Below are 13,382 nucleotides of genomic sequence, written 5' to 3'. Positions count from 1 at the left end.
GCAAGTGCACGGATTCCGGCATCAGTGTCCAGGGTCGTCGTCGTGATCACACACCCTCGACGATGTCCTTGACGCCGTGTCACATCGGCTGGGCGAGTTGTCCATGGAAGGGCACCGCGTCGGCTGAGCTCTCAGCTCGCCGACACGACCGTGAGTCGGCACGCCACGCGACTTCGGCAGTGGGTAGGCTCATTGCCAGACACCGGATCGCCGTGTCCGTCAGACCGCCCGATGCCGCATCGGCGACCACAGATTGAAGGGACCGCAGTTGAGCGTGGAGACCGATCCGAATCCGGCATTCGCCGAGTACGCGCATCCGGAGCGTCTGGTCAGCACCCAGTGGCTGTCGGCGCATCTCGGTGCGAAGGGACTCAAGATCGTCGAGTCGGACGAGGATGTCCTGCTCTTCGACATCGGTCACATCCCGACCGCGCAGAAGATCGACTGGCATCTTCATCTCAACGATCCGGTGACCCGCGACTACATCAACGGTGAACAGTTCGCTGAGCTCATGCGTAGCAAGGGGATCGAACGCGACGACACCGTGGTGATCTACGGCGACAAGAGCAATTGGTGGGCCGCCTACGCGCTGTGGGTGTTCACGCTGTTCGGCCACGAGGACGTCCGGCTGCTCGACGGTGGCCGCGACGCCTGGATGTCGGAGGATCGCGACACGTCCTTCGATGTGCCCGAGTACCCGCGATCGGACTACCCCGTCGTCGAGCGTGATGACTCCCGAATCCGCGCATTCGCGCCGGAGGTGCTCGAGGCGCTCGGTACCCAACCGCTCGTCGACGTGCGCTCCCCGCAGGAGTACACCGGCGAACGCACGCACATGCCGGACTACCCAGAGGAGGGTGCGCTACGCGGGGGCCACATCCCCACCGCCATCTCCATCCCGTGGGCCAAGGCCGCCGCACCGGACAGCCGCTTCCGCGGCCGTAAGGAACTCGAGGAGATCTACGCCGACCTCGATCCGTCAACCCCGACCATCGCGTACTGCCGCATCGGCGAGCGGTCGAGCCACACCTGGTTCGTGCTGACCCATCTGCTCGGCTACGACAAGGTGCGCAACTACGACGGGTCGTGGACCGAATGGGGTAACGCGGTGCGGGTGCCCATCGCCATCGGCCCCGAGCCGGGCGCCGCCCCGGCGACGACATGACACTGCCGGCTGCTCTCGCCGAGATCGTCGACGACTTCGGCGCACTCGGCGATGCCGACAAGGTGACGTTGCTGCTGGAGTTCTCGCGTGAACTGCCCGAGCTCCCGTCCCACCTCCAACAGGACGCGATGGAGCCGGTGCCGGAGTGTCAGTCGCCGGTATTCCTGTCGGTGGACGCCGCCGACACTGATCATGTGCGGCTGTACCTGACGGCGCCGGCAGAGGCTCCGACCACCCGCGGTTTCGCCTCGATCCTGTATCAGGGCCTCGACGGCGCGCCCGCCGACGAGATCCTCGCGGTGCCGGCGGACTTCTATCACGATCTGGGGCTGGGCTCGGCGGTCAGTCCGCTGCGACTGCGGGGTATGGCGGGCATGCTCGCCCGGATCAAAGGACAGGTGCGACGTCAGGCCGGGGACGGACCCGGCACCCCCACCAGTTCGACATGAAGTTCGTCCAGATCCGCGACGAGTCGGTGGAGCCTGGCGGACTCGTCGAGTGGATGCCGTATGTCTCGGGTGGCCTGGGTTCCTGGAGCCGCGATTCCCGCCTCACGTCGCACAATCACGAGCAGCATCTGCGGTCGGCGTTCGACTATCGGCTGCGCACCCGACGCGAGGGCGGCCGGGAATCCTGGCTGGGTCTGGCCATCGAATTCGCCGAACCGCTGTCGATCCCGGCCATCCGGACCACCCTGCTGCAGTGGATCGACCGACACGAGGTGTTGCGCAGCCACGTCATCATCCGCGGTGACGGCCTCCAACGACTCAGCACAGAGCCCGGCACCGTCAAGCTCAAGATGGGCCGCATCGGCTGGTACACCGAGTCGGGTCCGCTGGTCGAACAGATCGCCGGCGCCTTCGACCGTGCGACGGCGCCGCTGCATTGGCCGGCCTACATGTTCGCCACCGTCGGCCGGGAGGACTCGTTCACCCTGCTGTTCGCCGCCGACCATTCGCTCGTCGACGGCTACTCGCTGATCATGGCGCAACACGAACTCGCCACCCTCTACCGCGCAGCACGGCGTCAGGAGCAACCCGAACTGGCGCCCGTCGGCAGCTACGTCGACTTCAGCGCCCAGGAACGCCGAATGGCCGACCAGACCGGCGGCGACCACCCAGCGGTACGGACGTGGACGGATTTCCTGCGCGCCGGCCACGGCGGCATGCCGGCCTTCACCGCCGATTCCGAGGCCGCGACCATCGACCGCGCCGAGCTGGAGTCACCCGCCCCCGATCCGAGCGACGAATCCGCCGTCGCCCAGCAATCGCTGTACGGCCTGATCCTCGACGACGCGGCCGCCAACAGATTCACCGCGGTCTGCTCGCAGGCCGGCGGCACGCTGACCGCAGGCGTGCTCGCGGCGTGCGCCCTGGTGCATCACGATCGCACCGGCGACGACGAGTTCCGCTGCGTGCTCCCCCGCCACACCCGCGACGACGCTCGCTGGCTCACCGCGCTGGGCTGGTTCGTTGCGGTGGCCCCGTTCACCCTCGACGTCTCCGATTCACCGACCTTCGATCAGGCGGTCACACGGGCGACCGCCGAACTCAAACGGTCCCGCCAGGGCGCCGGGCTGCCGTTCCTGCGGGTCGCCGAACTCCTCGGCCACAGCGGCGAACCCTTGTTCGTGATCTCGTTCATCGACACGCGATATGCCCCGGGGGCGGCCGAGGCCGACGCGGGCCGGGCGAAGGTGTTGCGCAGCCACAGTTATGCACCCCACGAGGTCTATATCTGGATCAATCGGACACCCGGCGGCATGCGGGTGTCGGCCCGCTTCCCACCGGAACCCGCAGCGTCGCCTGATAGTCAGAACGTCCCGGGCGCCGACGTGAACTATCCCACTCCGGCCGCCGAACCCGGCGACACGGACACCGGTCCCGTCGGTCCCGTCCAGGCCTACCTGCACGATTTCGCCCGGTTGATCCGGGAGCTCGGTGACGCGAGCACTTTTCGTACCGACGAGTAACCGGAGGGGGCGACCGATCGCTTGATCGGTGGGCTAGGGTATTGCCCTGAACGCGTGACACTTAGACTCGAGTGTCGTGCCTCACTCCGAGGGCCGTCACGATCGGCCGGACGGGTGAAACCCCAGACGCGTGATGTGATTCATAACGACCAAGTGCCGCTCCACCGAGCGTCACGACGCCCAGGAGAACAAGTGCCAAGTAGCTCTGCGAACAGTATTTCCAAGGTCCTCATCGCCAATCGTGGCGAGATCGCGGTGCGAGTGATCCGGGCCGCTCGGGACGCCGGTCTGGCCAGCGTCGCCGTGTACGCCGAACCCGACGCCGACGCGCTGTTCGTGAAGCTCGCCGACGAGGCGTTCGCGCTCGGCGGCCAGACCTCGGCCGAGTCCTACCTCGTGTTCGACAAGATCCTCGACGCCGCGGCCAAGTCGGGCGCCGACGCCATCCATCCCGGCTACGGCTTCCTCTCCGAGAACGCCGACTTCGCGCAGGCCGTGCTGGACGCCGGATTGATCTGGATCGGCCCGTCGCCGCAGTCCATCCGCGACCTCGGCGACAAGGTCACCGCCCGCCACATCGCGCTCAAGGCCGACGCACCGATGGCGCCGGGCACCAAGGACCCGGTTAAGGACGCCGACGAGGTCGTCGCGTTCGCCGAGGAACACGGCGTACCGGTCGCGATCAAGGCGGCTTTCGGCGGCGGTGGACGCGGCATGAAGGTGGCCTACACCATCGAGGAGATCCCGCACCTGTTCGAGTCGGCCACCCGCGAGGCCGTCGCCGCCTTCGGTCGCGGCGAGTGCTTCGTGGAGCGCTACCTGGACAAGGCCCGCCACGTCGAGGCCCAGGTCATCGCCGACCAGCACGGTAACGTCATCGTCGCCGGTACCCGCGACTGCTCGCTGCAGCGCCGCTTCCAGAAGCTGGTCGAGGAGGCCCCCGCGCCGTTCCTCACCGACGAGCAGCGCACCAAGATCCACGAGTCGGCCAAGGCCATCTGCCGCGAGGCCGGCTACTACGGTGCAGGCACGGTCGAGTTCCTCGTCGGTAGCGACGGCCTGGTGTCCTTCCTCGAGGTCAACACCCGTCTGCAGGTGGAGCACCCGGTCACCGAGGAGACCTCCGGTATCGACCTGGTTCGTCAGCAGTTCCGCATCGCCAACGGCGAGAAGCTCGAGATCTCCGAGGATCCGACGCCGCGCGGGCACTCCTTCGAGTTCCGCATCAACGGCGAGGACGCCGGCCGCAACTTCCTGCCCGCCCCCGGGCCGGTCACGGTGTACAAGGAGCCGACCGGTCCCGGCGTGCGCGTCGACTCCGGCGTCGTTGCCGGCGACGTGATCGGCGGACAGTTCGACTCGATGCTCGCCAAGCTCATCGTCACCGGCGAGACCCGCGAGCAGGCGCTCGAGCGCTCGGCGCGCGCGCTCGCCGAGTTCGAAGTCGAGGGCCTGGCCACGGTCATCCCGTTCCACCGCCATATCGTCGAGAACCCGGCCTTCCACGGCCACACCGACGAGAACGGCGTCGAGACCTTCGATGTCTACACCAAGTGGATCGAAACCGACTGGGACAACCCGATCGAGCCATACACCGGTGGTGAGCCGATCGAGGACGACGAGTCGCTGCCGCGCCAGAACGTCGTCGTCGAGGTCGGCGGCCGACGCGTCGAGGTTTCGCTGCCGGGTGATCTCGCGCTCGGTGGCGGTGGCGGCAGCGCCAACGGCGTGGTCCGCAAGAAGCCGAAGGCCCGGTCCCGCAAAAAGGGTGGCAATGCCGCCGTCTCCGGTGACGCCGTGGCAGCGCCCATGCAGGGCACCGTCGTGAAGGTCGCCGTGGAGGAGGGCCAGCAGGTCTCCGCCGGCGAACTCGTCGTCGTGCTCGAGGCCATGAAGATGGAGAACCCCGTCACCGCCCACAAGGACGGTGTGGTCACCGGACTCGCGATCGAGGCCGGCGCCGCCGTCACCCAGGGCACCGTGCTGCTCGAACTGAAGTAGCGACGCACCGGTCATGGAACCGGTCGAGATCAACGCCGGAGCCTGGTATCTGCGCGCGCTGCGTGCCGATGAACGGATCTCCGACGTCCCCGCACTCGACGACCTCGGTGTGCCCGATCCGCTCGGGTACATCGAGGTCGTCGCGCGTGGATGGGAATCGGAGAATCTGTTCGTGTGGGGCATCTGCATCCCCACCACGGGCGAGACGATCGCCGTCATCGGACTCGACGTCACCCACGGTCAGCCCACCCACTACTGCGGTCGCGCACGCGCCGGATACGATGCCGCGTTGCGTGCCGCCGGCGGCCCGGTGACCCGCTTCGCCGCGGGCGTACTCGACGTCGCCCTGCCACACACCGTGCCGGACGGCCTACCCGGGCTCTGAGAGCGAGATCAGTCCGGCAGGTCGCGGTCGCGGCCCGTGGCCAGGTCACCGCACTCCACGGTGCGCAGACCCGCGACGGTCGCCAGATACCGTCCCGCCCCGACGTCACCCTGCAGATGAGCACCGAGCGGGTCGAGATGGTCGGACCCGATGTACACCGGGTGGCCCGGCCGTCCGTCGAACACCGCGCGTGCCACCACATCCCGCCGACGCTGCGCCGCGTCGACGACGCGGCCGGTGACCTCCGGCCCCACATCGGGTGTGTCAACAACATGTAAAACCATCGCGGCGGGATCCCGCCGCTGTGCCACCCATCCCGCGGCGGCGCGCACTGTCGCCGACAGACCCGTCGCCCAGTCGTCGACGTGGAGCACCGATGCCCCGCCGGGTGGTTCGACAGTGCTCGCCCCCATCGCCACCACCACCTCGTCGCACCCCCCGTCGCGCAGCGCCCGCACCGCGATCGCTAGCCACTGACCTTGGTGTGCAAGGATTTTCGGCATTCCGTAGCGACTTCCGGCGCCGGCTGCGAGCACCACGCCACACACCGCACCGACGCGACTCGCAGACGTGTCCGGCAGGTCACGGCCCTCGGGTCCCGTCATCGCCACCGCACTGGCCTCCTGTCCGTTCCGCACCTTTTACCACGACGAAATATACGATCCACCGCCGAGCGGGAATCCGCATCGAGGTTCACTATTTATCTGCTGTGCGCGGCGATCGTTCACGGCAGGGCTACGAACTCTAGGTGATGAGGCCAATGGCAACCGATTCCAGCGCCCCCATCGGGGCACCGCAGCGCAAACGCCGGGTGCATCCGGTCGACCAGGTACCCCCACCCGGGAAACTGGTGGCGCTCGGTGCCCAGCACGTGGTGGCCTTCTACGCCGGCGCTGTCCTCGTCCCCCTGCTCATCGCACGCGCCATCGACCTCGACGACGAAGCGCTGACGATGCTGATCACCGCCGACCTGTTCACCTGCGGCATCGCCTCGCTGCTACAAGCCGTCGGATTCTGGAAGATCGGCGTCCGGCTGCCACTGCTGCAAGGAATCACCTTCGCGACCCTGGCGCCGGTCATCCAGATCGCCAACAATCACGGCGGCGGACGTGTCGGGCTGCAGACCGTCTACGGCGCGGTCATCGCGGCCGGCGTGTTCACCTTTCTGATCGCGCCGTTCTTCGCCAAGCTGATCCGATTCCTGCCGCCGGTGGTGACCGGCACCCTGATCACCATCATCGGTATCTGTCTCATCCCGGTGGGCGCCGGCGACGCGGTGAGCGATCCCGCCACCCATCTACACGACTCCGCCAACTGGCGTTGGGTCTGCTATGCACTGGGCACCATCCTGCTGATCGTGTTGATGCAACGCTTCTTCCGCGGGTTCATGGCGACGATCGCGGTGCTCCTCGGCCTCACGGTCGGCACCTTCATCGCGTGGCTCCTCGGCGACGCCTCGTTCTCTTCGGTCGGCGAGGCGTCGTGGCTGGGCTTCACCCCGCCCTTCGCGTTCGGCTGGCCGCAGTGGGACATCGTCGCAATCGTCTCACTGATCGTGGTGCTCCTCGTTGTCGCGGTGGAATCGACCGGGTCGGTCTTCGCGACCGGCGAGATCGTCGGCAAGCGCATCAAAAAAGAGGACGTCGCGGCCACCGTGCGCGCCGACGGCTTGGCCACCATGATCGGCGGTTCGTTCAACTCGTTCCCGTATACGGCCTTCTCCGAGAACGTCGGTCTGGTCCGGCTCACCGGCGTCAAGAGTCGCTGGGTGGTCGCCTGTGCGGGCGTCATCATGATCATTCTGGGGGTGCTGCCCAAGCTGGCGAAGGTGGTCGAGTCGATTCCTGCGCCGGTCCTCGGCGGTGCCGCGTTGATCATGTTCGCCACCGTCGCGATCGTCGGCATCCAGACACTCACCTCGGTCGATTTCACCGATCATCGCAACCTGATCATCTCGGCGACGTCGCTGGCCGTCGCGCTGTATGTGCAGTTCTCCCAGTCAGCCGCCCCGACCACCGTGATCGAGAAGTCCGGTGAGCAGGTCGACGTGCCTGCGCTGCCCGGAGTGGACGAGGCGATGCCGAACATCTTCTTGCAGATCCCGTTCTCCACCGGGATCACCATGGGCGCGATCACCGCCATCCTGTTGAATCTGTTGTTCTTCCACGTGGGTGGCCGTGGGCCCGCGGTGGCCGGTGGCGGCGCGATCACCCTTGACGAGGTCAACACGATGTCCAAGGAGCAGTTCCGGGACACCTTCGGCGGCGTCGTACAGAACGTCGACTGGGTGCTCGACCGGGCCTGGGATCAGAAGCCGTTCGAGGACGTCCACGACCTGCGCAGCGCGTTCCAGGAGGCGATGCTCACCGGCAGCGACGAGGAACAGTTGGCGCTCATCCGCGCCTTCCCGGATCTGGGCGCCGAGGACGAGGAGACCGGCGAGCTGGTTGCTGTCGACCACAAGGGGCTGTCTCACCTCGAGGAGACCGAGCACGAGAATGTGGTGAATCTGGCTGCCGCCTACCAGGAGCATTTCGGGTTCCCGCTCGTCATCTGTGCCCGCGAGACCGAACGCTACGACCGGGTCCTGCGAAACGGCTGGGCACGCATGGACAACTCGGAGACGAGCGAGAAGTCGTTCGCGTTGATCGAGATCGCCAAGATCGCGAACTACCGCTTCGACGATCTCGTCGCCGACGCCAACCCGTTCACGTCGGCCCGATTCACCCGACAACCGGAACTCTCTTAGGCTGGGGCGCATGCGTCGTGTCGATTGGCGAGGATTGTCCAGTTTCAACGAATTGTCCGAACGTCGGGCCATCAATCAGCTCTTCGAATGCTGCAGCTCCCGGATCTGGGCAGTGCGCGTGGCGTCGGCCCGGCCGTTCTCCGACGACGAGGCGCTGCTCGAGTACGCCGACCTGATCATGGCCGAGCTCACCGAGAAGGATCTCGACGACGCGTTGGCCGGACACCCGCGGATCGGCGACCGGGCCGACAATCCGTCGTCGAAACGCGAACAGTCCGGGGTCACCGGCGCCGACGCCGATGTGCTGGCCGAGATCAAGGAACTCAACGCGGCCTACGAGGAGAGGTTCGGTCACGTCTACCTGGTGTTCGCCAACGGCCGCCCCGCCGCGGAGCTCCTCGACATCCTCAAGCAGCGCATGAGCAATGACCCCGAGACCGAACGTCGGGTGATGCGCATGGAACTCGCCAAGATCAACCGCAGCCGACTGATCCGTATGCTGACACCGGCAAGCATCTACCTCGACGAGGAGGCCCAGGCGTGACCGGTTTGTCGACCCACGTCCTCGATGCCGTCAGCGGCGCACCCGCCGTCGGCGTCGCGGTGTCCCTGCAGGATGCCTCCGGCACCGAACTCGCTGCCGGCGTCACCGACGGTGACGGCCGGATCGCGCAGGTCAACACCGACGCGCTCATCGCCGGCATCCACCATCTCGTCTTCGACACCGGCAGCTGGTTCGCCGATCAGCAGCTCACCGGCTTCTACCCCGAGGTCGACATCTGCTTCGAGGTCGGCGATCCGCAGCGCCACCACCACGTGCCGCTGCTGCTGAGCCCGTACGCCTACTCGACATATCGGGGTAGCTGACCCGGTGCCGGCCGCACCTGCAGGCTCTGGCCGCAGTTCGGGCTCCTGGCCGGAACTCGAAACTGCGTCCAGAACTCCCCCACCGGTCGCGCGCTCAGCGGTCGGTGAGTAGTTGGGACGGCGAGACGCCGTATCGCTGTCGGAACGCGGCGGCGAACCGTCCGGTGTGGGTGAAACCCGCCTTCATCGCGGCGTCGGTCACCGACGCCGACGTTCCGCGCATGAGGTCGTCGTGAACCGCAGCGAGTCGGATCTCGGTGAGACATTCACGCGGCGTCTTCCCCACGTATTGCCGAAAGCCCTCCTGAAGGCGACGCACGCTCACCCCGGCCGACTCGGCCATGTCCGCGGCCGTCCAGGGCCGTGCCGGGTCGGCGCGCAGGGCGTCGAGCACTCGGGTCACGATCCGCGGTCGAGGCAGCAGATGATCGCCCCGATCGTCGGGGACGGCCGCCAAGAGAAACGCATCGGTCAACGATCCGGCGAGTTGTTCGGCGACCAACGGGTTGGCCAGTAGCGGGTCGTCGGCGGGCTGTCCGGCGATCGACTGCACCAGACGGAACCAACTCGCGCCTTCGGGTGAACGAAGATCGAGCTGATCGGGTATGGACGTGTCGGGTTGCCCGGTCACCCGACACATCTCGTGGTGCAGGAAGTCGCGGTCGATCTTGACGCCGACGATCGTGCAAGTGCTCGACCAGCGGGTGATGTCGGTGGGGGTGTCGGGCGGATTGACCGTCGCCGACCCGCTGGTCGACACCACCGAATGTCCGGCGACCGACGTCTCGAGCACACCGTTGAGCGGGACGTTGATGCCGTAGGCGCCGGGATGGTCGGAGTGAATCGATACCTCCGCGCCCCATCCGATCCGCGCGATACGCAGCGGGCCGAGCACCGTGACCGCGACATCGGCCTCGGTCGCTGTGCTGCGGGCGACACGGGGCCGCAGCACGTGTGGGAAATAGGCTGCGGACACCGCATCCGACGCTGCATCCCAATCCGGATCACCCGGTATTGAAAGCTGTTGCAGCTGACTCATCGACACTCCTCACGACCTCGCCGCGCATTCCGGATCGCTGTCGCGTTCAGCGGATCGTCAAGGGGCCGACGTCGAAATATGTTCTACCTCACATTAGCGATCATCGAAAGGAGTAGTCACATGGAACGCACGGCGCTACAGAACATCTTCGGCCAGTTCGCCAGCGGCGTCACGGTGATCACCTGCACAAACGCCGACGGTGAGCCGCACGGCGCAACCGTCACCGCATTCACGGCCGTCTCGCTCGAACCTCGCCTCTGCCAGGTCACCCTGACGCGCAAGTCCAAGGCCTGCGGGTACCTCACCGATGCACCATTCGCGGTGAACATCATGGCAGCCGATCAACTCGACATCGCAATGCATTTCGCCGGCAGGCCGGCCGACCCGGGACCCCGATGGGACGACGGGCCGACCGCACCGGTCCTGCAGGGCGCCGCCGCCACCCTCAGTTGCCTCCCATGGCGTAGCTACGACGGCGGCGACCACATCATCTTCATCGGCGAGATCGTCGACGCATCGTCGAGCGGGAAGTCACCACTGTTGTACTACCGCAGCACCTTTCACGATCTCGGCGAGCCGAGCGTGAACTCACTGTGGACGTTGTGCGCCGACGATCCGCATTCGGGATGGTTCGACTCGACCACCACGTTCACCCCGTTTCATCTGGCCGGAACCCGCACCGCCTGAACCGTTTTCATAACCAGTCACGATCGATCGATCAGAAAGAGGTATCAATCATGACCACTCTCGACGAGCGGCCCGACACCGACGCACCGACCACCAACCCGGCAGCCGACAGTGCGGCCAACAAGACGCGCAATTTCGCCTCCCGGCCGATGACCGGCGACGAGTACATCGAGTCACTCAAGGACGGGCGCGAGATCTGGCTACACGGCGAGCGCGTGAAAGATGTGACCACCCACCCAGCCTTCCGCAACCCGATCCGGATGACGGCTCGCCTCTACGACTCGATGCACGATCCGGCCACCCGCGACAAGGTGACCGCGCCCACCGACACCGGCAACGGCGGCGTGACGATGCCGTTCTTCAAGGCGCCCACGAGCTCGGCAGATCTGGTCAAAGAACGTGATGCGATCGCCGAATGGGCACGGATGACCTACGGCTGGATGGGACGCTCCCCCGACTACAAGGCCAGCTTCCTGGGCACCCTGCATGCCAACAAGGATCTCTATGCACCGTTCGAGGCCAACGCCGAACGCTGGTATCGCGAGTCACAGGAAAAGGTCCTGTACTGGAACCACGCCATCATCAATCCGCCGGTGGATCGTCAGTTGCCGCCCGACGAGGTCGGCGACGTGTTCATGAAGGTGGAGAAGGAAACCGACGCGGGGCTGATCGTCTCGGGAGCGAAGGTCGTCGCCACCGGCTCGGCCATCACCAACTACAACTTCATCGCCCACTACGGGCTGCCGATCCGCAAGAAGGAATTCGCGCTCATCTGCACCGTGCCGATGGACGCACCCGGCATCAAACTCATCTGCCGGACCTCCTACACCGAACAGGCCGCGGTCATGGGCAGCCCGTACGACTACCCGCTGTCGAGCCGGATGGACGAGAACGACACCATCTTCGTCTTCGACAAGGTGCTCGTGCCCTGGGAGAACGTCTTCATGTACGGCGACGTCGAGCGCATCAACGCCTTCTTCCCGCAATCCGGCTTCCTGCCGCGGTTCACCTTCCAGGGCTGTACCCGTCTGGCGGTGAAACTCGACTTCATCGCCGGGTTGCTGATGAAGGCCCTTGACGCCACCGGCTCCGGCGGCTTCCGTGGTGTGCAGACCCGCGTCGGTGAGGTGATCGGTTGGCGCAATCTGTTCTGGACGCTCACCGATGCGATGGCCCACAACCCCGAACCGTGGATCGGCGACACCGTGATCCCGCGCCTCGAGTATGGCCTCACCTACCGGATGTTCATGATGCAGGGCTACCCGCGTATCAAGGAGATCATCGAGCAGGACGTCGCGTCGGGCCTGATCTATCTGCCGTCGAGCGCCGCCGACTTCAAGAGCCCCGATGTGCGCCCGTACCTCGACAAGTACGTCCGCGGTTCCAACGGCATCACCGCGGTCGATCGGGTGAAGGTGATGAAGGCACTGTGGGATTCGATCGGTTCCGAATTCGGCGGCCGGCACGAACTCTACGAGCGCAACTACTCGGGCAACCACGAGAATGTGAAGGCAGAGTTGCTGTTCGCCGCGCAGAACCGTGGTGGTGTGGAATCCATGAAGGGTCTCGCCGAACAGTGCCTGTCCGAGTACGACCTGGACGGCTGGACGGTCCCCGACCTCATCGGCAACGACGACGTCAGCTGGTTCGGCCGGTCGAGCTAGCCTCGCGCGGGTCGTCTCGGCTCCCGCGGACCGTCGACGGCCCGCGGGAACCGGGACGGCTCGCGCTGTCCGCCCCCGACCCGCGTTACTGATGGCGACTACCGTCGATCGCATGCCCGACGCCGTTGACGGACCCGCCGCCGCAGTCGCCGACGACATCGCCGGCCTCCTGTCCGGAACGGAGCGGGTACTCGTCGGCATCACCGGCCCGCCCGGCGGCGGTAAGACCACGATCACGCGCGCGGTGATCGACATCCTCGGAGCCCGACGCGGACCCGACACGGTCGCATACGTCCCGATGGACGGGTTTCATCTATCCGACCGCGTGCTCGCCGACATCGGCCGCGGCGACCGCAAAGGCGCACCGGATACCTTCGATGCCGACGGCTTCGTCACGCTGCTCGAACGGATCACCGCGTGCGGCGACCGACCGGTGTACTGCCCCGACTTCGACCATGTCATGGGCGAACCGATCGCCGCGCGGCTCGTCGTCGCACCCACTGCCCGGGTGATTGTCGTGGAGGCAACTACCTTGCTCTCGACAACCCGCCATGGTCCGCGGTGCGTCCACTGCTACGCCGCCTCTACTACATCGACGCGCCGGGTCCCCTCCGACGCGAACGGCTGCTACGTCGCCACCGCGCCGCCGGCAAGGGCCTTGCCGATGCCGCCGCGTGGGTCGACTCCGTCGACGAACCCAACGCCCGGCTGGTCGCCGCGAGCAGGCACCTTGCAGATCTCGTCGTCGACGGCCAAGCCAACCACACGGAGGACTGACAGATACGCCGGAAATCACCCCCGTAATTGACAGTTCCCCATGTGGATACCGATTCACATGGGGAACTGTCGCGGG

Annotated in this window: 13 protein-coding genes; 11 read left to right on the top strand and 2 right to left on the bottom strand. The window is 66.4% G+C overall.

All coding sequences use genetic code 11. The annotated features are described in order from the left end of the window. The first annotated feature begins 268 nt into the window (after window positions 1–268). The 5 genes from ACIGKQ_RS12675 to ACIGKQ_RS12655 all read left to right on the top strand — a co-directional run bounded on the left by ACIGKQ_RS12675 (window position 269) and on the right by ACIGKQ_RS12655 (window position 5,523). Window positions 269–1,165 carry a sulfurtransferase gene (locus tag ACIGKQ_RS12675; RefSeq protein ID WP_235723855.1) on the top strand — a complete coding sequence of 299 codons (897 nt, stop codon included), beginning with the start codon at window positions 269–271 and terminating at the stop codon, window positions 1,163–1,165. Beyond that, entirely contained in the window at window positions 1,162–1,614 is a 453-nt protein-coding gene (locus ACIGKQ_RS12670) for a SufE family protein (protein ID WP_235723856.1), read from the top strand. The genes ACIGKQ_RS12675 and ACIGKQ_RS12670 overlap by 4 nt, the downstream gene beginning before the upstream one ends. Further along, window positions 1,611–3,137: a condensation domain-containing protein gene (locus ACIGKQ_RS12665; protein ID WP_396573896.1), complete on the top strand. Its 1,527-nt coding sequence runs from the start codon at window positions 1,611–1,613 to the stop codon at window positions 3,135–3,137. The genes ACIGKQ_RS12670 and ACIGKQ_RS12665 overlap by 4 nt, the downstream gene beginning before the upstream one ends. A 192-nt stretch (window positions 3,138–3,329) precedes the next feature. After that, window positions 3,330–5,138: an acetyl/propionyl/methylcrotonyl-CoA carboxylase subunit alpha gene (locus ACIGKQ_RS12660; RefSeq protein WP_396573894.1), complete on the top strand. Its 1,809-nt coding sequence runs from the start codon at window positions 3,330–3,332 to the stop codon at window positions 5,136–5,138. Between the two features lie 13 nt (window positions 5,139–5,151). After that, a complete protein-coding gene (locus ACIGKQ_RS12655) occupies window positions 5,152–5,523 on the top strand; it encodes a hypothetical protein (protein WP_396573892.1) in 372 nt (123 codons plus the stop codon). A gap of 8 nt (window positions 5,524–5,531) precedes the next feature. On the opposite strand, the gene ACIGKQ_RS12650 is transcribed toward ACIGKQ_RS12655, so the two are convergent. Then, window positions 5,532–6,128: an NTP transferase domain-containing protein gene (locus ACIGKQ_RS12650; protein WP_396573972.1), complete on the bottom strand. Its 597-nt coding sequence runs from the start codon at window positions 6,126–6,128 to the stop codon at window positions 5,532–5,534. A gap of 155 nt (window positions 6,129–6,283) precedes the next feature. Here ACIGKQ_RS12650 and uraD (ACIGKQ_RS12645) point away from each other — a divergent pair, with 155 nt between their 5' ends. The 3 genes from uraD (ACIGKQ_RS12645) to uraH are packed head-to-tail and all read left to right on the top strand — an operon-like array spanning window position 6,284 to window position 9,139. Further along, on the top strand, window positions 6,284–8,272 hold the full coding sequence (gene uraD / locus ACIGKQ_RS12645; RefSeq protein WP_235723860.1) for a 2-oxo-4-hydroxy-4-carboxy-5-ureidoimidazoline decarboxylase: 1,989 nt from the start codon (window positions 6,284–6,286) through the stop codon (window positions 8,270–8,272). A 10-nt stretch (window positions 8,273–8,282) separates the two neighbouring features. Continuing rightward, window positions 8,283–8,816 (top strand): 2-oxo-4-hydroxy-4-carboxy-5-ureidoimidazoline decarboxylase, encoded by a 534-nt coding sequence (gene uraD, locus ACIGKQ_RS12640; RefSeq protein WP_396573890.1) that lies wholly within the window; start codon window positions 8,283–8,285, stop codon window positions 8,814–8,816. Next, window positions 8,813–9,139, top strand: coding sequence for a hydroxyisourate hydrolase (gene uraH, locus ACIGKQ_RS12635; RefSeq protein WP_235723862.1), 327 nt, complete (start codon window positions 8,813–8,815; stop codon window positions 9,137–9,139). Before uraD (ACIGKQ_RS12640) ends, uraH begins: the two co-directional genes overlap by 4 nt. 94 nt (window positions 9,140–9,233) lie before the next feature. Here uraH and ACIGKQ_RS12630 read toward each other — a convergent pair whose 3' ends face one another. Then, window positions 9,234–10,178 carry an AraC family transcriptional regulator gene (locus tag ACIGKQ_RS12630; protein WP_235723863.1) on the bottom strand — a complete coding sequence of 315 codons (945 nt, stop codon included), beginning with the start codon at window positions 10,176–10,178 and terminating at the stop codon, window positions 9,234–9,236. A gap of 120 nt (window positions 10,179–10,298) precedes the next feature. Between ACIGKQ_RS12630 and ACIGKQ_RS12625 the strand changes: the two genes are divergently transcribed. From ACIGKQ_RS12625 to ACIGKQ_RS12615, 3 genes are all read left to right on the top strand, one after another. After that, window positions 10,299–10,865 (top strand): flavin reductase family protein, encoded by a 567-nt coding sequence (locus ACIGKQ_RS12625; RefSeq protein WP_235723864.1) that lies wholly within the window; start codon window positions 10,299–10,301, stop codon window positions 10,863–10,865. A gap of 50 nt (window positions 10,866–10,915) precedes the next feature. After that, entirely contained in the window at window positions 10,916–12,529 is a 1,614-nt protein-coding gene (locus tag ACIGKQ_RS12620) for a 4-hydroxyphenylacetate 3-hydroxylase family protein (protein WP_287016216.1), read from the top strand. A gap of 112 nt (window positions 12,530–12,641) precedes the next feature. Beyond that, window positions 12,642–13,337 carry a hypothetical protein gene (locus ACIGKQ_RS12615; protein WP_396573886.1) on the top strand — a complete coding sequence of 232 codons (696 nt, stop codon included), beginning with the start codon at window positions 12,642–12,644 and terminating at the stop codon, window positions 13,335–13,337. Window positions 13,338–13,382 lie beyond the last annotated feature (45 nt).

Source organism: Gordonia sp. NPDC062954 (genome assembly GCF_044543825.1).
Classification (GTDB): Bacteria; Actinomycetota; Actinomycetes; order Mycobacteriales; family Mycobacteriaceae; genus Gordonia; species Gordonia tangerina.
Note: the sequence above shows the minus strand (reverse complement) of the source record. Positions and strands in the feature narration are given on the sequence as shown.

Excerpts from the sequence above, each read along its gene's own strand:
- ACIGKQ_RS12670 (WP_235723856.1), top strand. The coding sequence starts at position 1,162 with ATGACACTGCCGGCTGCTCTCGCCGAGATCGTCGACGACTTCGGCGCA.
- ACIGKQ_RS12665 (WP_396573896.1), top strand. The coding sequence starts at position 1,611 with ATGAAGTTCGTCCAGATCCGCGACGAGTCGGTGGAGCCTGGCGGACTC.
- ACIGKQ_RS12655 (WP_396573892.1), top strand. The coding sequence starts at position 5,152 with ATGGAACCGGTCGAGATCAACGCCGGAGCCTGGTATCTGCGCGCGCTG.
- ACIGKQ_RS12650 (WP_396573972.1), bottom strand. The coding sequence starts at position 6,128 with ATGACGGGACCCGAGGGCCGTGACCTGCCGGACACGTCTGCGAGTCGC.
- uraD (WP_235723860.1), top strand. The coding sequence starts at position 6,284 with ATGGCAACCGATTCCAGCGCCCCCATCGGGGCACCGCAGCGCAAACGC.
- uraD (WP_396573890.1), top strand. The coding sequence starts at position 8,283 with ATGCGTCGTGTCGATTGGCGAGGATTGTCCAGTTTCAACGAATTGTCC.
- ACIGKQ_RS12630 (WP_235723863.1), bottom strand. The coding sequence starts at position 10,178 with ATGAGTCAGCTGCAACAGCTTTCAATACCGGGTGATCCGGATTGGGAT.
- ACIGKQ_RS12625 (WP_235723864.1), top strand. The coding sequence starts at position 10,299 with ATGGAACGCACGGCGCTACAGAACATCTTCGGCCAGTTCGCCAGCGGC.
- ACIGKQ_RS12620 (WP_287016216.1), top strand. The coding sequence starts at position 10,916 with ATGACCACTCTCGACGAGCGGCCCGACACCGACGCACCGACCACCAAC.
- ACIGKQ_RS12615 (WP_396573886.1), top strand. The coding sequence starts at position 12,642 with ATGCCCGACGCCGTTGACGGACCCGCCGCCGCAGTCGCCGACGACATC.